We start from the raw sequence: 22,776 nt of genomic DNA on the forward strand, positions 1-22,776 counted from the left end.
TCGGGCGTGCCATCAGCCTCGCGCAAGCCAGCCCGCCTCTAGTGGAGGCTGACTTAACCTTACGAGATGTCAGCGATGCGCTTCGCCAACTGGTCCATACTGGGGAAAATCTCCCTCGTGGTCGCTCTGCTCGGCCTGTGCTCCACCGGATGCACCCTGTTTGCCGGCCGCCGGATGGCGGAGATGCAGGACGATTATACCGCGCTGCTTGAGGGCGATGCCCGGGCGGCGGTCGCCCTGGCGCGCATGAACCGGCAGGCGGTATGGTCGGAGCGCTCGATCTTCCAGGCCCTGGCCTCCACCAGCCCGGAAGAGGGGCGCGAGGCGCAGACGCAGCTTGCGCATGGGCTTGAGGAACTGCATCGTTTTGCCGCCGAGGCCCAGAAGGCGTTGCCCGACCACGCCGCCGACATCCAGGCGCTGGTGGACCGCTTCGACGCGCAGGTGAAGAATGCCTGTGCCGCCACCATCCAGACGGCGCTCGCGGCCACGACCGCCGACGAGAAGCACCACGCGAACCAGATGATGATGGCGGAGTGCGAGCCGGCACTGGAGAAGGTGCGGGTCGAGCTGTCCAATCTCGTCGCCGCGCTGCAGAACCACATGCACCAGCGCGAGGAGGAATTGCACGCGCGGGCCGACGCCACCCAGCTCGAACTCTATGCCGGCACCGGCGCCGCGATCTTCTTCTGCCTCGTGCTGGCCTTCCTGATCGCCTCGCGGGGCATTGTGCGCCCCATCGGCCGCATCGTGGGTGTGATGGAGGCGCTGACCTCCGGGCGGTTCGAGACCGAGGTCGCGGAGACCGAACGCCGCGACGAGGTCGGGCGGCTGGCGCGGGGGCTGGCGCGCTTCCGGCAGGAGCTGATCGCCAATGCCGATCTGCGCGCGCAGGCGGCGATCGAGGAGCAGCGCTCGGCCGAGCGGCTGCGTCAGCAGAAGGAGGAGATCGCCGCCACCTTCGAAAGCCGCATGGGCAAGCTCGCGGAATCGTTCACGAGTTCCTCGACGGAAGTGGCGCAGGCCGCGACCATGCTCTCCGCTGCGGCGGAGCAGACCACCCGCCAGGCCCACGCCGTGAGCGAGGCGGCGACGGAAGCCTCGGCCAGCGTGCAGACGGTTGCCGCATCCGCGGAGGAGATGTCCGCCTCGGTCCGCGAGATCGCCCAACAGGTGGTCCGCGCCGCGAGCATCGCCGACGGCGCCTCCAGCGATTCGACCCGGATCCAGAGCGAGATCGCCGAGCTGACCCAGGCGGCGAGCCAGATCGGCGCGGTCATCGACCTCATCACCAGCATTGCCGGGCAGACCAATCTGCTGGCGCTCAACGCCACCATCGAAGCCGCCCGCGCCGGCGAGGCGGGACGGGGCTTCGCCGTGGTGGCGCAGGAGGTGAAGGACCTCGCCAGCCAGACCGCGCAGGCGACCGAGGAGATTTCCGCCAAGGTGACGGAGATCCAGAGCGCGACGGACCGCTCGGTCGCGTCGATCGCGCGGATCGCCACCACCATCGACGAAATCCGCACCGCGTCGGCGGCGATTTCCGCCGCCATCGAGGAGCAGGGGGCGGCGACGCGCGAAATCGCCTACAGCACCCAGCAGGCCGCCGAGGGTGCTCGCGCCGTCAATGGCAGCATCCACGGCGTCGGCGAGGCGGCGGAGACCACGGGCGCCGCTTCGGTGCAGCTGAAGGGCCTGTCCGAGCAGCTCTCCGGCCAGGCGGTGGAGCTCAACACCGAGGTACGCAGCTTCGTGACCACCCTGCGCGCAGCCTGAGCCGCGCCGCACTCCCGAAAAGAGGCGCCCGGCGGCGGCAACGCCGGGCGTGGCCTTTCAGGCGCCTTCCCCTCCGCCGCGTCATGGCCCTCGGTTCCACGGTTGATTGTCGGGCAACGAACCGCCAGAGTGAGCGTTATTCAACGGTGCCAACAGGGCACGTTGCTCCACTAGGGAAGGTTATCGCCGATGAAACTCTTGTCGGTACTACGGGTCGGGTTGCTCGCTCTTGCCGCGCTCATCGGCGGCATGTCGCTGGCCAGCGCCGCGGACGGCTCCATCACCATCCGCATCGTGAAGGCCGGGTTCGTCGTCGGCGGTTCCGCCGGCGAGGGCGTGCTGACCTTCCGGGGCCGCAAATATCCGCTCTCGGTCGGTGGGCTGAGCTATGGCTTCACCTTCGGCGCTTCCGAGACGCGCCTGCATGGCAAGGTCCGCAATATCCAGCGTGCGTCCGACGTGTCGGGCGTCTATGCCCAGGGCGGTGCCGGCGCGGCCTTCGTGAAGGGCGCGCAGGTGGTTGTGCTGACCAACCAGAACGGCGCCGTGCTGGAACTCAGCGGCGAGCAGAAGGGCGTGATCGTCAGCCTCGATCTGAGCGGGCTGGCTCTCTCGCTGAAGTGAGACATGCGGCGGGGGCGGCCGCGACGCACGCCGCCCCCGCCGTCCTCCTCCGCTGGCCGTTGGCCGTTTCTGAGCGCGCCGGGCCCGAGGGGAAGACATTCGCGCGCCCATATTGGCCGGCGACGAGCCCGCCGCGCGCTTCACCATCGCCGATCCGATCAGGCGGGGCTCCACCAGCACGACACGCTCGCGCGCGCCGGCCGCGCAACCTCCCGCCGCGGACCGGACCGACGCTTGCGCGGCGATGGCCCGCTTTTCCCATGACAGGCTGCCGCGCGGACCGTCACAGACGGAGGCGCCGGGCGGCGGACGGCGGAGATCGCACCCCCGACTTATGACAGGGCGCGGGATGGCCCCTACAATGCCGGCAAGCGCATCGCGCCGACCAGACCCAGGGGATGGCCGCCAATCCACAACGGGTGCCCGTTTGAGAAACGGCCCCCCAGAGCGCCCGACGCGGATGTGGGCCTACGAAATCAATGCAGAAGAAGGGCTGAAGGGGCATCACGCCCAAGGCTCGCGCCCGGCTTACCGGTTTCGCCCTGACGTTCCCGCCGGGACGCTCCGCTGCGTGTCCGGATGGTAGAATCCGCCTTCGAGCTTTGCATGTCCCCATGCCATGAGCTCAAGGAGGACCGGTTCGAGGCTCAATCCTTCCTCCGTGAGAAGGTAGCGATATCGGACCGGGCGCTGCTGGTAGGCTTCGCGGCGCAGGATGCCAAGGGCTTCGAGACGCTTCAGACGCTGAGCCAGCAGGTTGGCGGGGATGCGTTCCTCGCTGCCCTGCAAGGCGAGGAAGGTGTCCTTCCCGTGCCACATCAGGTCCCGGATGACGAGCAGGGTCCACCTGTCTCCGATTATCTCCAGCGCTCTTGCGATGGAACAGCGCGAGCGAAATTCGTGGCTGTCGAGCTTCATCGTAGCCGCCGCTCCGTTCAGGCCAACCCCCGCTGACCCATATCACTTTCTCATTGCAAGTCACCGTGTCGTCAGTCACTTTCGAATTGGAAGTGACTCGCCTCGGGAGGATGCCTCGATGCTTCAGATCGGTAACACGCCCTTGGTGCGGCTCGACCGGCTGACGGGCCCGGACTGCGCGGATGTCTGGGTCAAGTGTGAAGGTGCCAACCCGACCGGCAGCATGAAGGACCGCATGGCGCTGTCGATGGTCGAGGGCGCCGAGGCGCGAGGCGCGCTGCGGCGGGGGATGCGGCTGGTCGAGTATACCGGCGGAAGTACCGGCAGTTCGCTGGCGATGGTCTGTGCCATGCGCGGCTACCGGGCGCATTTTGTTTCGTCGAATGGATTTGCCGAGGAAAAGCTGCGCACGATGCGGGCCTTCGGCGCGCAGGTCGAGATCATCGAGGCGGAAGGGCGCAGGCTCACCGCCGCGGTCATCGACCGGATGATCGCCCGGGCCCGCACACTGGCTGCCGAGTCCGATGTTTACTGGCCCGACCAGGTGAACAACCCCGACAACAAGCGCGGCTACCATGGCATGGCTCAGGAAATCTGCGCGGCGCTCGCGGGCCCCGTGGATGCCTTTGTCGCGGCAACGGGCGGCGGCGGTTGCATTTCGGGCAACGCCGAGATTCTCAAGCAGCGCAATCCCGCCACCCGGATCGTCGCTGTCGAGCCCGATCAGGTTCGCAACATTTCAGGCGGCCCCACCAGCGGTACGCATCGGCTGGAGGGAATCGGCCTGTCCTTCACGCCGACGATCCTTCGGCGCGATCTGATCGACGAGGTGATCGCTGTCACCGACGCCGACGCCTATTCAACCGCGCGAGACCTGGCAATGCGCGCCGGCATACTGGGCGGAGTGACGTCCGGCGCCAATGTCTTCGCCGCGTTGCAGCTGGCCCGGCGCCTCGGCCCGGGCAAGACCGTGGTCACGGTTATCATCGACACCGGACTTCGCTATCTCCAGGGAGATCTCTTCGTCTGAGCCCGTGTCGTGCAGGACGGGCTCGCCATGCGACACGTACGGCACGGCTCTCTTCTTCAACCAATCGGGCACTTGGGGCGAAGATAAGCCGCGTATTCCGCGGGCGGACGTGGAACGCGATGCCTGCGGCGCCGGTGGTCGCGGGCCAAAGCCTTCAAAGGGCATCAAATCCGGGCGACGGCTCGGAAGATCAGGCCGCCGCATGAGGGGCGGCCGGCTTGCCCCGCATCCGTTCCAGCACCGTGAAGAAGGCGGGGACGAACAGCACGGCGAGCCCGGTGGAGGCGAGCATGCCGCTGACCACGGCAATGCCGAGCGACACGCGCGCGCCGGCGCCCGCCCCGGAGGCGAAGGCCAGCGGCAGCATGCCGAAGATGAAGGCGAAGGAGGTCATCAGGATCGGCCGGAAACGCAGGCGGGACGCCTCGACGGCGGCTTGCGCGATGTCCATCCCTTCCATGCGTTTCTCGCGCGCGTATTCCACGATGAGAATGGCGTTCTTGGCCGCCAGCGCGATGAGCAGCACGATGCCGATCTGCGTGTAGAGGTCGTTCGGCAGGCCGGTGATCTCCAGCGCCGCCACCGTGCCGAGCAGGGTGAGCGGCACGGCGAGGATGACCGCCAGCGGCTGCAACCAGCTTTCATATTGGCCGGACAGCACGAAATAGACCAGCACCAGTGCCACGGCGAAAACGAAGTAGATCTGGTTGCCGACGAGGCGTTCCTGATAGGACATGCCGGTCCATGCCGCCCCCATGGAGGCAGGCAGCGCATAGGCGGCGACCTGATCCATCAGGCTCATCGCCTCGCCGGAGGAGAAGCCGGTGGCCGGGCTGCCGGTCACCTGCGCCGCCGGGTAGAGGTTGTAGAGGGTGATCAGCGGCGGGCCGGCATCGTCGACGAAATGGGCGACCTGGCCGAGCGGCACCATCTCGCCCCCTGCGCCCTTCACTTTGAGATTCAGTATGTCGGCCGGCTGCAGGCGGAACGGCGCGTCCGCCTGCACATAGACCTGGAACACCATGTTGAAGCGGGTGAACTGGTTCACATAGGACGAGCCGACATAGGCTTCGAGCGCCGAGAACACCTGGCCGACCGTCAAACCGTAGGTTTCGGCCTTCACACGGTCCACGTCCAGTCGCAGCTGCTTGACCGCGCCGCGGAAATTCGTGCCGACATGGGACAGGGCGGTTTGGGTGCCGGCGGCGTCAACCACGTCATTGGCGGCGTTCTGCAGGGCGGTGAAGTCCGAGGTGCCGTCCTTCATCTCCACCATCAGGGTGAAGCCAGAGGAATTGCCGATTCCCTGGATGGGAGGCGGCATCATCACCATGACCTCGGCGGTGCCGAGATTGTCGAGCGCCGCGCGGACCCTGGCGCCGATGCCGGCGGCGCTGAGCGCGTTGGTCGTGCGCTCGCTCCAGTCCTTTAGCACCACATAGAGCATGCCGGTGCTGTAGAGCGTGGCGTTATTGTCGAGCGGGGAAATGCCGGAGACGCCGATTACGCTGTCTATGCCATCGAGCGAGCGGATCTTCTCGACCGCGGTGGCCACCACCGCCTCGGTGCGGGCAGCGGAGGCGGAGTCCGGCAGGTTCAGGCTGACGATGAAATAGCCCTGGTCCTCGCTCGGCAGGAAGGCGGTCGGCACCTGCGTCAGCCCATAGAAGGCAAGCCCGATGAGGCCGAGCCCGACGAGGCTGGTGAGCAACGCGCCGCGCACCAGCCGCCGCACGAGAGCGACATAGACCGCCTCGGCGCGGTCATAGACGGTGTTGAAAGCGCGGTAGACCACATTGCGCTGCGCCGGCGGCGTCGAGGGGCGCAGCCACAGCGCGCATTGGGTCGGCTTCAGAGTCATGGCGTTAACCGCCGAAATCAGCGCCGTGGCGGCGATGACCAGCGCGAATTGCTGGTACATCTTGCCGGTCAGACCGGACATCATCGCCGCCGGCAGGAACACCGCCATCAGCACCAGCGTGATGCCGATGATCGGGCCGGTCAGTTCCGACATCGCCTTGATCGCGGCGTCGCGGCTGGAGAGCCCCGCCTCCATGTGGCGCGACACGCCCTCGACGATGACGATGGCGTCGTCCACCACGATGCCGATCGCCAGGACGAGGGCGAACAGGCTGGTGGTGTTGACGGTGTAGCCGAGCAGATACATGGCGGCGAAGGCGCCGACGATGGTCACCGGCACGGTGGTCGCGGGCACCAGCATCGCCCGCCAGTCCTGCAGGAAGATGAGGATGACGGCGAGCACCAGCAGCGCGGCGATGACCAGCGTCTCGTACACCTCGTCGACCGAGGCGGTGACGAATTTCGTGCTGTCGAAGGAGACCTTGTAGTCGAGCCCCTGCGGGAAAGCGGCGGCCAGCTCCTTCATCTTCGCGTTCACCTCCTCCGCGACGGTGAGGGCGTTGGCGCCGGTGAGCTGCGAAATGGCGATGGCGGCGGAAGGCTTGCCGTCCAGCGTCGCGGTGTGACCATAGGTGGCGGCGCCAAGTTCGACGCGGCCGACATCGCCGATGCGTACCAGCCGCCCGCCGCCCTCATCCGCGGCCTTGACGACGATGCGCTCGAAATCCGCCGCCTCGCTGAAACGGCCGGTGACATTGATGACGTACTGGAAATTCACCGAGGCCGGCGTGGGCGGTGCCGCGACCATGCCGGCCGTGACCTGCGTGCTCTGCTGCTGGATGGCGGTGGAAACATCCGCCGGCGTCAGGCCGTAGGTCTGAAGGCGCTCGGGATCGAGCCAGATCCGCATCGCGTAGCTGCCGGAGCCGAGCACGGTGACGGAGCCGACGCCCGGCAGCCGCGCCAGTTCGTTCTCAAGGCTGATGGCGGCGTAGTTGGCGAGGAACAGATTGTCGTAGCGCCCGTCCTGGGAATAGAGATTCACGAATTGCAGGATCGAGGTCGACTTCTTCTGGACGTTGAGCCCCTGCGTCGACACCGCGCTCGGCAGCTGCGCCGTGGCGAGCGACACCCGGTTCTGCACCAGCACCTGCGCCATGTCAGGATCGGTGCCGATGTCGAAGGTGATGACCAGCGAATAGGAGCCGTCATTGCCGCTGGTCGACTGCATGTAGATCATGCCCTCGACGCCGTTGACCTGCTGCTCGATCGGCAGCGCCACCGTGTCCATCACCGTGCGCGCGCTGGCGCCGGGATAGGTGGCCGTGACCGAGACGGTCGGCGGCACCACATCGGGATATTGCGAGATCGGCAGGCTGGTGAGCGCCAGCGCGCCGAGGAGCACGATCAGCAGGGCCAGGGTGTTGGAGAGCACCGGCCGTTCGATGAAGAAGCGCGAGAGCATGGGGCCGCCTCGGAACTGCCGGTGTCAGGGAGACGGGGTGCCGCCTGCGGAGGTGGACGCGGCGTCGGCCTTGGGCAGCGCCGCCATGGTGCCGGCTACGGGATCGACGCTTTTGCCCGCCACGGCCCGCTGCAGCGAGCCGATGACCACCTTGTCGCCGGCGTTCAATCCCTTGGTGACGACGCGCAGCTGCCCCTCGACCGGGCCTGTGGTGACGGAGCGCTGCTCCACCACATTGTCGGCGCCGACCACCATCACATAGCTTCCGGTCTGGTTGGACTGCACCGCCGTGTCATCCACCAGAAGCGCGCTGTCGATCTTGCCGATCGCCACCCGCACCCGCACGAACTGGCCCGGTATCAGCTCCACTTTTGAATTTGGCAGCGCCGCCCGCATCTGCAGCGTTCCGGTGGCGCCGTCGAGCTGCGGGGCCATGTAGTCGATCACACCCGCGTAATCATAGCTCGCCGCACCGGGCAGCCCGATCTCGACCGGCGGCTGGATCTTGCTCTCGCGGACATCGCGCAGGCTTTTGCCCTGCGCCGCCAGCGCATCGCGCATGGCGATCTGCTGCTGCTCGCTCATGTTGAAATAGACATGCAGCGGGTCGACGCGCAGGATCGTCGCGAGCCGGGTGGGGCCGGAGGAGCCGACCAGTGTGCCGACATCGGCGAGATGGCGGGTCACCACCCCGTCGAAGGGCGCGCGCAGTGTGGTGTAGCTCAGCGTCAGCCGGGCGAGGGCGAGGCTGGCTTCGTCCGCCGCCACCTGTCCCTTGGCGGCGTCGAGCGCGGCGCGCGCGTCGTCGACGCTGCGCTGGCTCGACACCTGCTTTGCGCCGAGATCGGACTGGCGGTCGAATTCGGTCTGCGCATTGGCCGCCTTGGCCTGGGCGATGGTAAGCTCGGCTTCCTGCAGCGCCACCTGGTCGCGGTACTGGTCCGGCTCGATCTCGAACACGATGCGGTCCTTGCGCACCGCCTCGCCATCGGCATAGCCGATGGTTTTCAGATAGCCCTCGACGCGGGCGTCGAGATTGACCTCCTGCGAGGGAGCGGTCTTGCCGGTGAATTCGGCGTAGAGCGTCACCGGCGCGACCGTGGGCGACGCCACCGTCACCTTTGCCAGCGGGGGGACGGCGAAGGTGTTCGGCTCGTTGCAGCCTGCCAGCAGCAGCGCCGCGCCAAAGGTGCAGGTCAGCATCCCCGTCCGGGTCCAGCCCGTGATTGAATGACCATCGCTTGCAGGCATGCCGCCACACTCCTTCCACGGCCCTGCCACGCAAGGTCTGCATCCGCGCCGGGCGGAGGACTATGGATTCCTGTCGCGACAATACCAAGATACCGAGTTTCACGTATGGCGCTCTCAGGCATCGGCGCCCGTCCGCCGCGACAGCAGGACCGCCACCGGCATTGGCATGAGGCTTGGGCCGTTGACTCATGGAGCGAGGCCGCTCCTTCCCGACATTGCCGGTCGTCTTGTGCTCACAGTCCCTGCCGCAAGGTCGCAACGGAGTGATGCAACAGCACCTGACCCACCGGGAGAAACGTCACTCTCAATGGCGCGTGCGCTGATCTAGGATATAACTACATAAATATGTCTTTATGTCTGTTGACGCAGCAGGCTCCTGCCTGCATCTTGGTCCCTGTCATGGTTCTGCGGCGTCGCTTGCGTCGCAGCTAAGAGGGAAGCCGGTGAGCCTTTGGCGAGGCCGGCGCTGCCCCCGCAACTGTAAGCGGCGAGCCTGTCGTCCAATCAGCGTCACTGAAGCGCAAGCTTCGGGAAGGCCGGACGAAAAGGCGGCGACCCGCGAGCCAGGAGACCTGCCCTGACAACATAATCGTCCCTGGGCGGGGTGTCCCGGTGGTGCGTTCGCGCGTCCGCCGGTGCCTTGCACCCGTGGCAGCGCCTCGCGTCCGCTCGGCCTTTGCCCCCAATCCTGATTGGGGTTAGCCGAATGAACTTCCCTTATTCCGCCGGCACGGTGCCGGTTTCCACCCTTGGCACGCCGCGCATCGGTCCGCGCCGCGAACTCAAGAGCGCGCTTGAGACCTACTGGGCCGGCAAGAGCGATGCGCCGGCATTGCTGGAGGCGGCCGCGCGCCTGCGCGCCGCAAATTGGGCCCGGCAGAAGTCGCTGGGCGTCAGCAACATCCCGTCCAACGATTTTTCGCTCTACGACCACGTGCTCGACACGGCGGTGATGGTGGGGGCGATCCCGCCCGCCTATGGCTGGTCCGGCGGGCCGGTGCCGCTCGACATCTATTTCGCCATGGCGCGCGGCAGTCAGAGCGCGGAGACGACGTGCGCGCATGGCCACGCGCATCCGCATGGCAGCGGCGTTCCAGCGCTTGAGATGACCAAATGGTTCGACACCAATTATCACTATATGGTGCCGGAATTCTCGCCGGGGCAGCGCTTCTCGCTCACCTCCACCAAGCCGATGGACGAGTACCGCGAGGCCAAGGCGCTGGGCTATGAGACGCGCCCCGTGCTGCTCGGCCCCGTGACCTTTCTCAAGCTCGGCAAGGCGACAGAGCCGGGGCTCGACCCGCTCAGCCTGCTCGGCGATCTGCTCCCGGTCTATGTCGAGGTGCTGCGCCGGCTCTCCGCCCATGGCGCGGAATGGGTGCAGATCGACGAGCCCTGCCTCGTCACCGATCTCGACGAGGCGGCCCGTGCGGCGCTCCGCGAGGCATATGGCTTTTTCGCCCATGCGCTGCCGAAGCTGAAGATCATGCTCACGGCCTATTTCGGCCGGCTGGGCGACACTCTCGACACGGCGCTGGCGTTGCCCGTCGCCGGGCTGCATCTCGACCTGGTGCGGGCCCCCGAGCAATTGCGCGAGGTGGCGGACAAGGCGCGGGCGGGGCTCGTGCTCTCGCTCGGCGTCATTGACGGGCGCAATGTCTGGCGCGCCAATCTGCCTGGCCTGCTCGACACGCTCGAACCTTTCGTGCGCAAGCGCGGTACGGATCATGTCGAGATCGCGCCCTCATGCTCGCTGCTGCACGTGCCGATCGACCTTGAACAGGAGACCGGCCTCGATCCTGATGTGAAGAGCTGGCTCGCCTTTGCCGTGCAGAAGATGGACGAGCTGGTCACGCTCGGCACCGCGCTGGCCGGCGGCCGCGAGGTGGTGCTGGGCAAGCTGATGGAATCCGGCGCGGCGGCCGAGGCCCGCAGAGTGTCGCCCAAGGTGCATGATGGGCGGGTTGCCGCCCGGCTCGCCGCCGTCACGCCTGATATGACCCGGCGGTCGCGCCCCTTCGCCGCCCGCGCCGAGCTTCAGCGGGGCCGCCTGCGCCTCCCGCTGTTTCCGACCACCACGATCGGCTCCTTCCCGCAGACGCCGGAGGTGCGCAAGGCGCGCGCCGCCCTTGGCAAGGGTGAACTCAGCGATGCCGGCTATGACGCCTTCCTGAAGGAGGAGACGGCCCGCACCCTTCGCTGGCAGGAGGAGATCGGGCTCGATGTGCTCGTACATGGCGAGTTCGAGCGCAACGACATGGTGCAGTATTTCGGCGAGCAGCTTTGCGGCTTTGCCTTCACCCGGCATGGCTGGGTGCAGAGCTACGGCTCGCGCTATGTCCGCCCGCCGATCCTGTTCGGCGACGTGGCGCGGCCCGCGCCGATGACGGTCGAGTGGTGGCGCTTTGCGCAAAGCTGCACCGACAAGCCGGTGAAGGGCATGCTGACCGGCCCGGTGACGATCCTCAACTGGTCCTTCGTGCGCGACGACCTGCCCCGCAGCACGGTGAGCCGGCAAATCGCCCTCGCCATCCGCGACGAGGTGACCGACCTCGAAGCGGCCGGTGCGAAAATGATCCAGATCGACGAGGCGGCGATCCGCGAGGGCCTACCGCTGCGCCGCGCCGATTGGGATGCCTATCTCGACTGGGCGGTGGCGAGCTTCCGGCTGTGCGCCTCCGGGGTGCGGGACGAGACGCAGATCCACACCCATATGTGCTATTCGGAGTTCAACGACATCATCGCCGCCATCGCCGCCATGGATGCCGACGTGATCTCCATCGAGACATCGCGCTCGAAGATGGAACTGCTCGACGCCTTCGTCGACTATCGCTACCCCAACGAGATCGGGCCGGGGGTCTACGACATCCACTCGCCGCGCGTGCCGGCGGTCGAGGAGATGGTCGAGCTCCTGGAGCGGGCGACGCAGCGGCTCGCCGCGGCGCAGATCTGGGTCAATCCCGATTGCGGTCTGAAGACGCGGCAATGGGCTGAGGTGCGTCCGGCGCTCATCAACATGGTGGCGGCGGCGCACCGCCTGCGCGGTCATCTCGCGCGGGCGGCGGAATGATCCTTGGGGCCGCCGCCTCGGGGCGGCGGCCCTTCTCTCGTCAATCCCAGGTCAGCGCGCCGCCGTTCTGGTATTCAATGACGCGTGTCTCGAAGAAGTTCTTTTCCTTCTTGAGATCCATCGCCTCGCTCATCCACGGGAACGGGTTGTCCGCCTCGGCGAAGACAGATGCGAGCCCGAGCTGGGCGCAGCGGCGGTTGGCGATGAAGTGCATGTATTGCTCGCACAGGCCGGCGTTCAGCCCGAGAAAGCCGCGCGGCATGGTGTCCCGGCCATAGGCGGCTTCCAGTTCCGCCGCGTCCTTCAGCATGGAGCGCACCTCGTCCTGGAAGGCGGGCGTCCAGAGGTGCGGGTTTTCGTGTCTGATCTGGTTGATCACGTCGATGCCGAAATTGAGGTGAATGCTCTCGTCGCGCAGGATGTACTGGTACTGCTCGGCGATGCCGACCATCTTGTTGCGCCGGCCGAGCGAGAGGATCTGCGCGAAGCCGGTGTAGAACCACATGCCCTCGAACACGACATAGAAGGCGACGAGATCGCGCAGGAACTGCTGGTCGGCCTCGGGCGTGCCGGTCTGGAACGCGGGGTCATCGAGACGTTGCGTATGCTTCAGCGCCCAGGCGGCCTTGTCGGTGATCGAGGGCACCTCGCGGTACATGTTGAACAGCTCGCCCTCATCGAGACCGAGACTCTCCACGATGTACTGGAAGGTGTGGGTGTGCACCGCCTCTTCGAAAGCCTGACGCAGCAGATATTGCCGGCATTCCGGGTTGGTGAGGTGGCGGTAGATGGCGAGCACGATATTGTTCGCCACCAGCGATTCCGCGGCGGCGAAGAAGCCGAGATTGCGCTTCAGCATGCGCCGCTCGTCCTCGGTGAGGCCATCGCGCGACTTCCACAGCGCGATGTCGGCCTGCATGGAGACTTCGGTCGGCATCCAGTGATTGTTGCAGCCGGAGAGGTACTTCTCCCATGCCCATTTGTACTTGAGCGGCAGGAGCTGGTTCACGTCGGCGCGGGCATTGATCATCCGCTTCTCATCCACCGTGACCCGGGCGGCGCCGCGCGCGATGGCGCCGAGACCGGTGGCGTCGCTGGCGGGCGGCGCGAAGGCGGGGTGAAGCGGGGCAGGCTTTGTGTCGGACCAGTCGAGCATGTGCGTGTCTCCTTCTTCGCTGCTCACTGGCAGGCTTCACAGTCGGGATCGTCGAGGACGCAGGCCTTGCCGAACTCGCTCTCCGGCACGCTGATCGGCGCGGCGGAAACAACGGCAGAGACCGCGTTGAGCTTGCCGTCTGTGCCCTTCAGCGTCGATTTCTCGACATGGGTGGCCGAGCGCGAGCGCAGATAATAGGTCGTCTTCAAGCCGCGCTTCCACGCGAGGCGATAGGTTTCGTCGAGCTTGCGGCCGGAAGGATTGGCGACGTAGAGGTTCAATGACTGAGCCTGATCGATCCATTTCTGCCGGCGCGCCGCCGCCTCGATCAGCCATGAAGCGTCGATCTCGAAGGCGGTGGCGTAGAGCGCCTTGAGATCGTCCGGGATGCGGTCGATCTGGCCGACGCTGCCATCGTAATATTTGAGGTCGGAGACCATCACCTCATCCCAGAGGCCGCGGCTTTTCAGGTCGCGGACAAGGAACGCGTTCACCACGGTGAAGTCGCCGGACATGTTCGATTTCACGAACAGGTTCTGGTAGGCCGGTTCGATCGACTGCGACACGCCGCAAATGTTGGAAATGGTCGCGGTGGGTGCGATCGCCATGGTGTTGGAGTGGCGCATGCCGATCGTCGTCACCCGCGCGCGAAGCCCCTCCCAATCGAGTGTCGTCGAGCGGTCGAGGTCGAGCCCGCCGCGCCCCTCGGCCAGCAATTCGATGCTGTCGATCGGCAGGATGCCCTTCGACCACAGCGAGCCCTCGAAGGAGGGATAGCGCCCCCGCTCGGCGGCGAGATCCACCGAGGCGGAGATGGTGTGGAAGCTGATCGCCTCCATGCTCTCATCGGCAAAACGGATGGCCGCATCCGAGCCATAAGGAAGACGCAGCGCGTGCAGCGCATCCTGAAAGCCCATGATGCCGAGACCGACCGGACGGTGGCGCAGGTTCGAGCGACGCGCTTCCGGGATGGTGTAGAAATTGATGTCGATGACGTTGTCGAGCATGCGAAGCGCCGTCTTCACGGTGCGGGCGAGGCGCTGATGGTCGAGGCCGTCCGGCGTGACATGCGCGAGCAGATTCACCGAACCGAGATTGCACACGGCGACCTCGTCGGCGCTCGTGTTCAGCGTGATCTCGGTGCACAGGTTCGAGGAGTGCACCACGCCGACATGGCTCTGCGGCGAGCGGATGTTGCAGGGATCCTTGAAGGTGACCCAGGGGTGGCCGGTCTCGAACAGCAGGGTCAGCATGCGCCGCCACAGATCGACGGCGCGCAGTTGCTTGAAGACCTTCAACTCTCCGCGCGCAGCCTTTGCCTCATAGCCCTCATACGCCGTCTTGAAGGCCGGACCGTACAGATCGTGTAGATCGGGCGTCTCGTCGGGGGAGAACAGCGTCCACGGGCCGTCTTGCTCGATGCGCTGCATGAACAGGTCCGGCACCCAGTTGGCCGTGTTCATGTCATGGGTGCGACGGCGGTCGTCGCCGGTGTTCTTGCGCAGGTCGAGGAATTCCTCGATGTCGATGTGCCAGGTCTCGAGATAGGCGCAGACCGCCCCCTTGCGCTTGCCGCCCTGATTGACCGCGATGGCGGTGTCGTTGGCGACTTTCAGGAACGGCACCACGCCCTGGCTCTCGCCATTGGTGCCCCTGATATGGGCCCCCAAGCCCCGCACGCGGGTCCAGTCATTGCCAAGGCCGCCGGAGTATTTGGCGAGCAGCGCGTTGTCCTTGATCGCCTTGAAGATGCCGTCGAGGTCGTCGGCGACCGTGGTGAGGAAGCAGGAGGCAAGCTGCGCGCGCGGCGTGCCGGAATTGAACAGGGTCGGCGTCGAGGCCATGAAGTCGAAGGACGACAGCAGCCGGTAGAACTCGATCGCCCGCGCCTCGCGGTCGACCTCGCGGAGCGCCAGCCCCATGGCGACACGCATGAAGAAGGCCTGCGGCAGCTCGAAGCGCGTGCCGCGCGCGTGCAGGAAATAGCGGTCGTAGAGCGTTTGCAGGCCGAGATAGTCGAATTGCAGGTCGCGCTCGGGCAGCAGGGCTTCCGCGATCCGCTCGATATCGAACCGCGCGAGTTCGGGATCGATCCGTTCTTCGTCGATGCCGCGGGCGAGATAGGCACGGAAATAGTCGCCATAGCGCTCGGCCATCTCCGCCTGCGTCGCCTGATCGGGACGGCCGGCGAGGAAGCTCAGCGCCTCGCGGCGCAGCCTGTCGAGCAGCAGCCGGGCCGACACCCTGGCGTAGTTCGGCTCGCGCTCGATCAGGGTACGCGCGGCGAGGATGGGTGCGAGCCCCAGCTCGTCCACGCTGATGCCGTCATAGAGATTGCGGCGCGTCTCGGCGAGGATGGCATCGCTTGAGACATCGGCGAGCCCGGCGGTGGCTTCGCCGATGACGGCGGCGAGCCGTACCTCGTCGAGCGGCACCAGCGCCCCGCTCGCCAGGCGCAGGCGCAATTCGCCCGTAACCGGTGGCGCCGTCGCGCCGACTCTGGCAGCCGCCCGCTCACGGGCGCGCTCCTCGCGGTACAGCACATAGGCGCGGGCGACCTTGTGATGTTCGCCGCGCATCAGGGCGAGTTCCACCTGGTCCTGTACGTCCTCGATGTGGAAGGTGCGGCCGGCATCGGCGCGACGGGTGAGTCCGGCGACGATCTGCGCGGTGAGGTCCGCGACGATGGCGTGCACACGACGCGAGGCCGCAGCGGACGACCCCTCGACGGCGAGAAAGGCCTTGGTGAGGGCGAGCGCTATTTTCGCGGGATCGAAGGGCGTCACCGCGCCATTGCGGCGGATCAGCTGATAGCCCGGCGTGCTGGCCGGGTCCGCCCCGGCCGAGCGGGGAAGAGGCGGTTCGGCGACCGGCGCGACAGGATGAAGGAGAGACATCGGCAAACCCCAATCAGCATTGGGGGCAAAGGCCGAGCGACGCATCGGCGGGCACGACGGCACGAGGAGCCGACGGACGCGCGAACGCACCACCGGGACACCCCGCCCAGGGACGATTATGTTGCGACGGCAGGTCTCCTGGCTCGCGGGTCACCGCCTTTCGTCCGGCCTTCCCGGAACTCTCGTTCCAGTGACGCTGAATGGACGACAGGCTCGCCGCTTACAGTTGCGGGGGCAGCGCCGGTCTTGCACCGGCTTCCCTCTTAGCCTCTGAGCCAACCCGACTCAGAGGACCGAAGCGTCAACATATAGACATCGACGCCCGAACTTGGTCAACATATGGTTAAGGTGCCGTGTTTCGATTTAGGCGGGATGGGTCGAGGCCGACAGATTCAAGCCCCGAAAAGTTCATGCGGAACGGCGGTTCAGGATAACGCATCGGCCAGCGAACGGCAGGGTGGAGCGCCTCAATCTCGCCAGCGGATGATCGAGGGGGGTACGCTGAAGCCAGCGCTGATGTCGCGGTGGTGCACAGCTTGCCGAACTCATTAGGCGCGGGACAGAGGCCGATCAGCGCCATGGTCGCGCGTTTCGCCGACATCGCCCGCAAGCGCATATGCACAGAAGGCGGCCGATATCGACGCGATCATTTGCGCGCCTTGGTGTAGCGCGTGGACGTGGGAGCGAAGGAAGTCCGCATCACCGGATCGAAGGGAGACCTGCTTCGAACGCTGGCTGCCATCTCAGGAGGGAGATCGGCTACGCTCGGCGTGCCCAGTTTGGGACTGAAATGGCGGAGGGAGCGGGATTCGAACCCGCGATACGGTTTCCCGTATACACACTTTCCAGGCGTGCGCCTTCAACCACTCGGCCACCCCTCCGTCGCCGGCCCTTAGGCCGGGTGTCTGCGCAGGGTGCGGGCGTGCCCGCGAACCAGCGAAGAGGCGCGGAATATAGCGAAGCCCGCTTCCGTGGCAAGCGCCGCGCGACGGGATCGACACGCAATCGTCACCGGCTGTTGAAAAGCGCTGATTTCACCACGCCAACAGGGGCGCGCGATCGCCGCACAAGGGCGGATCAGGCGAAGGCGCGGCCGCTTCCCGCCCGCGCGCCCCTCAGTCGAGCGGTTCAGTCGAGCGGCTTAATCGAGCGGCTTGCCGATGGAGGTCATGGCGCAGCTGGCGGCATCGGCCCTGGGGCCCATCAGATGCACCTGGTCCTGCCCGGTCGCGCCGGCGACGATGTTGTAGATGGTGGTGCTGGCCGAACCCGCTGCCTTGCCCTTGACGGTGAAGCTGCAGCTGACGCCGACCGAACCCACCGTCGCGGCGGTGCTGTTGGTGACGGAGACGCCGATCACCGTTCCCACGTCATTGGTGAAGATGTCGCCCTGCGAGAGCGCGAGCCCGGCGAAGCGGGCATCGCCGCTCTGCGCCCGGACGACCGTCGGCAGGGACAGCGCGGCCACCAGGAGCGCGGCCAGCGACGGGGCGAGGCGACGGGCGCGGCGGGATGAAAGACGGAGCGACATGAAGGGCCTCGCGGTCGGCTGCGGCGTTCGGACCGGCGGCGGGGACAGAGCCACGCCGCGCCGGCGCAGCCTAGTCGATGCGCGGTAAAAGTCGAGCCGGGCCGGATGAGGCGAACGGCTCGCGGGCGGCGGCAGAACCCGCGCGGGCGGGTGGGTGAGGGGTACGAGGATGCGCGCGCGGAAAGATCTGTCGTGACACGATTTGACCGTTCACACGGTCTTCACGCCCATGGTGCTCAGATGCCGTGCGGCTAGCGGGTGAGCCGAACTATTGCCCGTGCGCTCACGCGACGAATAGGCGGTTTCCCGCGGATTCGGCCGGCGTGATCCGTCATGAAATGGCAAGAAAACATAGGTCTATTTCGCGCGTCTCTATTTCTGTAACGTTTCTTTTTATTGAATACGTTAAGATCGGTGCAACTAGACAAGGGGGCCGTCGGCGGTATAGTCCGGTGGCGGAAATGGCGCCACGGGAGAGTGGGATGGGTCCGAGCGTGAGTAAGACCGGTCGACGGCGTGCGGGAGCCGGCTGGCTCGGCGTCGGCATGGTGGCCGTGATGCTGGCGGCGTGCTCGGAAGAGAACAAATATGTCGCTCCCCCGCCGCCGCAGGTGACGGTCGCCGCGCCCGTGCAGCAGGCGGTGACGCAGTATCTCCAGTTCACCGGAAACACCGCTTCCATCAACTCGGTTGATCTCGTCGCCCGTGTCGAAGGCTTCCTGATGTCGATCGACTACAAGGACGGCGCGGTGATGAAGAAGGGCGACCGGCTCTTCCTCATCCAGCAGGACACCTACCAGGCCGATCTCGACCAGGCGAAGGCGCAGCTGGCCTCGGCCCAGGCCCAGCTGACCAATAATGAGGCCGAATATCAGCGGCAGGCCACGCTCGGCCAGCAGGACTTCTCCTCGCAGGCCACCGTCGACAAGGCGCGCGCGGCGCGGGACGAGGCTATCGCCTCGGTGGATGCGGCCAAGGCCAATGTCGAGATCGCCACCATCAATCTCGGCTACACCACGGTGACCGCGCCCTTCGACGGCATCGTCACCCGGCATCTCGCCGATGTCGGCCAGCTCGTGGGCCACAGCCAGCCGACCACGCTCGCCACCATCGTCGAGATGGACCCGATCTACGCCTATTTCAACATTGGCGAGAACGAGGTGCTGCGCATCAAGCAGGCGCTGGCGGCGCAGGGGCGGACCATCGAGGAGGTGAAGCAGATCGAGATCGATCTCGGCCTGCAGAACGAGGGCGACGACTACCCGCACAAGGGCCGGCTCGACTATGTGTCGCCCGAGGTCGATCCCGCCACCGGCACGCTGCTGGTGCGCGGCGTGTTCGACAACCCGAAACTGGCGCTGCTGCCCGGCCTGTTCGTGCGCGTGCGCATTCCCGCCAAGCAGATTCCCAACGCCTTCCTCGTCGCCGATACGGCGATCGGCACCGCCCAGCAGGGCAAGTATGTGCTGGTCGTCAACAAGGACAATGTGGTCGAGCAGAAGATCGTCACCGTCGGCCAGCAGATCGGCGCCAACCGGGTGATCGAATCCGGCCTCACCGCCGACGACCGGGTGGTGGTGGGCGGCATCCAGCGCGCGACGCCGGGCACCAAGGTGGCGCCGGTGGAGGCGAAGGCGGCAAGCGACGCCGCGCCTGCGCCAGCCGCGGCGAACCCTGAGACGAAGACCGACGCGCCGGCCAAGCCGGCGAACTGACCGACCGGCGCCGGCCGCCCGCCAGCGGCCGGACCCCTCCGAGACGCCGAACGACTGCCACCGGCCCCGCGACTTCCGCTCCGGCCCGCTTGAACCGAAGGCCCGTCACATGATCTCCCGCTTCTTCATCGAACGGCCGGTCCTTGCCAACGTTCTCGCGCTGGTCTTCGTGCTGATCGGCGCCGTGGCGCTCTATTCGCTGCCCGTGGCGCAATATCCCAACGTCGTGCCGCCGACCATCCAGGTGACGACGCTCTATCCCGGCGCCAGCGCGCGCACGCTGGTCGACACCGTCGCGCTACCGATCGAGCAGCAGGTGAACGGCGTCGAGGACATGCTGTACATGCAGTCCACCAGCGCCAGCGACGGCACCTACACGCTGACCGTGACCTTCGCCATCGGCACCGATCCCAACATGGCGCAGGTGCTGGTGCAGAACCGCGTCGCCATCGCGCTCGCCTCGCTGCCGCAGGCGGTGCAGGTGCAGGGTGTGACCACGCAGATCAAGTCGACGGCGATCCTGCAATTCGTCACGCTCTATTCGCCTGATGGCCGCTATGACAGCCTGTTCCTGGCCAATTACGGCGTCATCAACCTGGAGAACGAGATTGCCCGCCTCGACGGTGTCGGCAATGTCGCGGTGTTTGGCGCCGGCGACTATGCCATGCGCGTCTGGCTGAACCCGGATGAATTGCAGGCCCGCCAGCTCACCCCACAGGACGTCATCGACGCCATCCAGCAGCAGAGCCAGGAAGTGGCGTCGGGCGTGGTCGGCATGCCGCCGGTGCCGAAGGGGCAGAACTTCCAGTTCTCGCTGCTGATGGACGGCCGGCTGAACGATGTCGCCGACTATGAGAACATTATCGTCAAGGTGTCGAACGCCGATGGCGGGCGCATCACCCGCCTGCGCGATGTGGCGCGGGTGGAAATCGGCGCGCAGACCTACAGCCAGGTCTTCACCTTCAACAACAAGCCGTCGGCGGCGCTCGGCATCTACCAGCTTCCCGAGGCCAACTCGCTGCAGGTGGCGACCGAGGTCCGCGCGAAGATGGACCAGCTCGCCAAGAACTTCCCGCCCGGCCTCGCCTATGCCGTGCCCTTCGACACCACCGTCTTCGTCAACGCCTCGGTGACGGAGGTCTACAAGACCCTGTTCGAAGCCGGCATCCTCGTGCTGATCGTCATCCTCGTCTTCCTGCAGGACTGGCGGGCGACGCTGGTGCCCGCCACCACCGTGCCGGTGACCATCATCGGCACCTTCGCCGCCATGGCGGCGATGGGCTTCACGGTGAACCTCTCCACCCTGTTCGCCATCGTGCTCGCCATCGGCATCGTCGTCGACGACGCCATCGTCATCGTCGAAGGCGTGGCGCGCCATATCGAGCGCGGCCTGCCGGGCCGCGAGGCGGCGGAAAAGGCGATGGACGAACTGCTCGGCCCGATCATCGGCATCACGCTGGTGCTGATGGCGGTGTTCCTGCCGGCGGCGTTCATGCCCGGCCTCACCGGCCAGATGTACAAGCAGTTCGCCCTCGTCATCGCTGCCACCGCCTTCATCTCGGCGATCAACGCGATGACGCTGAAGCCGACCCAGTGCGCGCTGTGGCTGCGCAAGCCGGTGCCGGAGGACCAGCGCAACTTCTTCTACCGCGGCTTCAACGCCGTCTATAACCGCGCCGAGCACTGGTATGCCGGCCTGATCCACCACATGGTCAAGGCGAGCGCGGTGGTCGTCACCGTCGGGTTGGTTCTGATCGGCCTCGCCATCTGGGGCATCACCCGCGTGCCCACCGGCTTCCTGCCGACCGAGGACCAGGGCTATGTGCTGATCGGCGCCCAGCTGCCGGACGCGGCTTCGCTGGAGCGCACCAATGAGGTGATGGACCAGATTTCCAAGATCGCCAGCGCCACGCCCGGCGTGAAGGATGTCATCGCCATTTCCGGCGTCTCGGTGCTCGACAACAACGCCACCCTGCCTAATGGCGGCGTCGCCTATGTCATGCTCGACCCCTGGGACGAGCGCGACAAGGCCGGCCACGGGCTGCGCTTCATCTACGACACGCTGAACAAGGAATTGCAGCAGGTCGACCAGGCCTTCACCTTCGTGCTGGTGCCGCCGGCGATCCAGGGCGTCGGCAACGCCTCCGGCTTCACCATGATGGTGCAGCAGAAGGACGGAAGCTTCGACTTCGCCGAATTGCAGGCGGTGACGCAGCAGATTCTCGCCAACGCCTCCACCCAGTCGGCGCTGCAGCGCCTCTCCACCTCGTTCCGCGCCAACGTTCCCCAGCTGCTGCTCAAGATCAACCGCATCAAGGCGGAGACGCTGGGCGTGACGGTCGGCCAGGTGTTCTCGACCGTGCAGGGCTATGTCGGGTCGAGCTACGTCACCCAGTTCAACGAGTTCGGCCAGACCTTCCAAGCCTATATCCAGGCCGAGGCCGATTTCCGCCGCACGCCGGAGGAAATCCTCAACCTGAAGATCCGCACGCCCGAAGGGGTGATGGTGCCGCTCGGCACGCTGGCCGAAGTGGAGCCGGCTTTCGGCCCGCCGCTGATCACCCTGTATAATCTCTATCCCGCCACCACCATCCAGGGTGGGCCGGCGCCCGGCTTCTCCTCCGGCCAGGCGTTGCAGATCATGGATCAGATCGCGGATTCGACCCTGCCGCCGGGCATGGGCTTCGACTGGACGGCCATGTCGTACCAGGAAGTGGTGGTCGGCAATGAGGTCTATTTCGTCTTCGGCCTCGCCATCCTGCTGGTCTATTTCGTGCTCGCCGGCCAGTATGAAAGCTGGGTGCTGCCCTTCGCGGTGCTGCTTGCCGTGCCGCTGGCGCTGCTCGGCACGGTCGCCGCGCTCACCGGGCTGGGCTTCGCCAATAATCTCTACACCCAGATCGGCCTCATCCTGCTGATCGCCCTATCGGCGAAGAACGCGATCCTGATCGTGGAGTTCGCGCGCGAGAAACGGGCGGAGGGGATGGAGATCATCGAGGCGGCGACGGAGGCGGCGCGGCTGAGATTCCGGCCGATCCTGATGACCTCCTTCGCCTTCATCCTCGGCGTGCTGCCGCTGGTGCTGGCCACGGGCGCCGGCGCCGCCTCGCGCAAGTCGATCGGCATCGCGGTGTTCTCCGGCATGCTCGCCTCCACCTGCCTCGCCGTGCTGTTCGTGCCGTCCTTCTACACGGTGCTGCAGCGCTTCGAGGAATGGCGCGCGCGCGGCAAGACGCCCGCAGGAGCCGCGCCGGCCGGCACCGTGCCGCCCGCTGGCGGCGAAGGGGCTCCGCAATCGGCGGCGTGAGGACGGCGCCGTCGCCTCAACTATCGGCAGCCGGGTGACGCTTCGGTGGGCGCCCGGCTCTCCCGCCCGGCGGCCGGCGTGCCCGTTCCGGCGCCCGGCGTTGTGAAGGTCGTTGCGCTCGATCGGTGCGGCCCATCTTCGCGTCCATCTTGCCGACCCATCTTGCCAGCCATTGC

The 22,776-nt window shown here is 66.5% G+C and carries 12 protein-coding genes, 1 tRNA gene and 2 riboswitches; of the genes, 6 read left to right on the forward strand and 7 right to left on the reverse strand.

The window, feature by feature from the left end; genetic code table 11:
- Nucleotides 1–75 precede the first annotated feature (75 nt).
- Complete coding sequence (locus J2S75_RS06255) at nucleotides 76–1,776, forward strand: methyl-accepting chemotaxis protein (protein ID WP_307018951.1); 1,701 nt, start codon at nucleotides 76–78, stop codon at nucleotides 1,774–1,776.
- Between the two features lie 189 nt (nucleotides 1,777–1,965).
- Nucleotides 1,966–2,400, forward strand: a complete 435-nt coding sequence (locus tag J2S75_RS06260) for a lipid-binding SYLF domain-containing protein (protein ID WP_307018952.1) — start codon at nucleotides 1,966–1,968, stop codon at nucleotides 2,398–2,400.
- Nucleotides 2,401–2,928: 528 nt separating this feature from the next.
- On the opposite strand, the gene J2S75_RS06265 is transcribed toward J2S75_RS06260, so the two are convergent.
- On the reverse strand, nucleotides 2,929–3,318 hold the full coding sequence (locus J2S75_RS06265; protein ID WP_307018953.1) for a winged helix-turn-helix transcriptional regulator: 390 nt from the start codon (nucleotides 3,316–3,318) through the stop codon (nucleotides 2,929–2,931).
- A 118-nt stretch (nucleotides 3,319–3,436) separates the two neighbouring features.
- On the opposite strand from J2S75_RS06265, the gene J2S75_RS06270 reads away from it, so the two are divergent.
- The gene (locus tag J2S75_RS06270) at nucleotides 3,437–4,348 is read left to right on the forward strand and encodes a PLP-dependent cysteine synthase family protein (RefSeq protein WP_307018954.1); all 912 of its coding nucleotides are present in this window, start codon (nucleotides 3,437–3,439) and stop codon (nucleotides 4,346–4,348) included.
- 190 nt (nucleotides 4,349–4,538) lie between these two features.
- On the opposite strand, the gene J2S75_RS06275 is transcribed toward J2S75_RS06270, so the two are convergent.
- Together J2S75_RS06275 and J2S75_RS06280 are read right to left on the reverse strand one after the other, a co-directional pair.
- The gene (locus J2S75_RS06275) at nucleotides 4,539–7,673 is read right to left on the reverse strand and encodes an efflux RND transporter permease subunit (RefSeq protein WP_307018955.1); all 3,135 of its coding nucleotides are present in this window, start codon (nucleotides 7,671–7,673) and stop codon (nucleotides 4,539–4,541) included.
- A 24-nt stretch (nucleotides 7,674–7,697) separates the two neighbouring features.
- Nucleotides 7,698–8,876 (reverse strand): efflux RND transporter periplasmic adaptor subunit, encoded by a 1,179-nt coding sequence (locus J2S75_RS06280; protein WP_307018956.1) that lies wholly within the window; start codon nucleotides 8,874–8,876, stop codon nucleotides 7,698–7,700.
- Nucleotides 8,877–9,307: 431 nt separating this feature from the next.
- Nucleotides 9,308–9,518: riboswitch (cobalamin riboswitch) on the forward strand.
- Nucleotides 9,519–9,630: 112 nt separating this feature from the next.
- Here J2S75_RS06280 and metE point away from each other — a divergent pair.
- On the forward strand, nucleotides 9,631–11,994 hold the full coding sequence (metE, locus tag J2S75_RS06285) for a 5-methyltetrahydropteroyltriglutamate--homocysteine S-methyltransferase (protein WP_307018957.1): 2,364 nt from the start codon (nucleotides 9,631–9,633) through the stop codon (nucleotides 11,992–11,994).
- A 40-nt stretch (nucleotides 11,995–12,034) separates the two neighbouring features.
- Here the strand turns inward: metE and J2S75_RS06290 are convergent, their stop codons facing one another.
- From J2S75_RS06290 to J2S75_RS06305, 4 genes are all read right to left on the reverse strand, one after another.
- A complete protein-coding gene (locus J2S75_RS06290; protein WP_307018958.1) occupies nucleotides 12,035–13,150 on the reverse strand; it encodes a ribonucleotide-diphosphate reductase subunit beta in 1,116 nt (371 codons plus the stop codon).
- A gap of 23 nt (nucleotides 13,151–13,173) precedes the next feature.
- A complete protein-coding gene (locus J2S75_RS06295; protein ID WP_307018959.1) occupies nucleotides 13,174–16,047 on the reverse strand; it encodes a ribonucleoside-diphosphate reductase subunit alpha in 2,874 nt (957 codons plus the stop codon).
- Between the two features lie 111 nt (nucleotides 16,048–16,158).
- Nucleotides 16,159–16,360, reverse strand: a riboswitch (cobalamin riboswitch).
- A gap of 478 nt (nucleotides 16,361–16,838) precedes the next feature.
- Nucleotides 16,839–16,928, reverse strand: a tRNA-Ser gene (locus J2S75_RS06300).
- Between the two features lie 260 nt (nucleotides 16,929–17,188).
- Nucleotides 17,189–17,578 carry a hypothetical protein gene (locus tag J2S75_RS06305; protein WP_307018960.1) on the reverse strand — a complete coding sequence of 130 codons (390 nt, stop codon included), beginning with the start codon at nucleotides 17,576–17,578 and terminating at the stop codon, nucleotides 17,189–17,191.
- A gap of 545 nt (nucleotides 17,579–18,123) precedes the next feature.
- Here J2S75_RS06305 and J2S75_RS06310 point away from each other — a divergent pair.
- Both J2S75_RS06310 and J2S75_RS06315 read left to right on the forward strand, forming a co-directional pair.
- A complete protein-coding gene (locus J2S75_RS06310; protein WP_307019160.1) occupies nucleotides 18,124–19,293 on the forward strand; it encodes an efflux RND transporter periplasmic adaptor subunit in 1,170 nt (389 codons plus the stop codon).
- Between the two features lie 109 nt (nucleotides 19,294–19,402).
- Nucleotides 19,403–22,600: an efflux RND transporter permease subunit gene (locus J2S75_RS06315; protein WP_307018961.1), complete on the forward strand. Its 3,198-nt coding sequence runs from the start codon at nucleotides 19,403–19,405 to the stop codon at nucleotides 22,598–22,600.
- Nucleotides 22,601–22,776: the final 176 nt, after the last annotated feature.

Source organism: Ancylobacter polymorphus (assembly GCF_030813495.1).
Classification (GTDB): Bacteria; Pseudomonadota; Alphaproteobacteria; order Rhizobiales; family Xanthobacteraceae; genus Ancylobacter; species Ancylobacter polymorphus.

Bases quoted from the DNA above. Each gene is read 5' to 3' on its own strand.
- J2S75_RS06255 (WP_307018951.1), top strand. From the start codon at position 76: ATGCGCTTCGCCAACTGGTCCATACTGGGGAAAATCTCCCTCGTGGTC.
- J2S75_RS06260 (WP_307018952.1), top strand. From the start codon at position 1,966: ATGAAACTCTTGTCGGTACTACGGGTCGGGTTGCTCGCTCTTGCCGCG.
- J2S75_RS06265 (WP_307018953.1), bottom strand. From the start codon at position 3,318: ATGAAGCTCGACAGCCACGAATTTCGCTCGCGCTGTTCCATCGCAAGA.
- J2S75_RS06270 (WP_307018954.1), top strand. From the start codon at position 3,437: ATGCTTCAGATCGGTAACACGCCCTTGGTGCGGCTCGACCGGCTGACG.
- J2S75_RS06275 (WP_307018955.1), bottom strand. From the start codon at position 7,673: ATGCTCTCGCGCTTCTTCATCGAACGGCCGGTGCTCTCCAACACCCTG.
- J2S75_RS06280 (WP_307018956.1), bottom strand. From the start codon at position 8,876: ATGCTGACCTGCACCTTTGGCGCGGCGCTGCTGCTGGCAGGCTGCAAC.
- metE (WP_307018957.1), top strand. From the start codon at position 9,631: ATGAACTTCCCTTATTCCGCCGGCACGGTGCCGGTTTCCACCCTTGGC.
- J2S75_RS06290 (WP_307018958.1), bottom strand. From the start codon at position 13,150: ATGCTCGACTGGTCCGACACAAAGCCTGCCCCGCTTCACCCCGCCTTC.
- J2S75_RS06295 (WP_307018959.1), bottom strand. From the start codon at position 16,047: ATGTCTCTCCTTCATCCTGTCGCGCCGGTCGCCGAACCGCCTCTTCCC.
- J2S75_RS06305 (WP_307018960.1), bottom strand. From the start codon at position 17,578: ATGTCGCTCCGTCTTTCATCCCGCCGCGCCCGTCGCCTCGCCCCGTCG.
- J2S75_RS06310 (WP_307019160.1), top strand. From the start codon at position 18,124: ATGGTGGCCGTGATGCTGGCGGCGTGCTCGGAAGAGAACAAATATGTC.
- J2S75_RS06315 (WP_307018961.1), top strand. From the start codon at position 19,403: ATGATCTCCCGCTTCTTCATCGAACGGCCGGTCCTTGCCAACGTTCTC.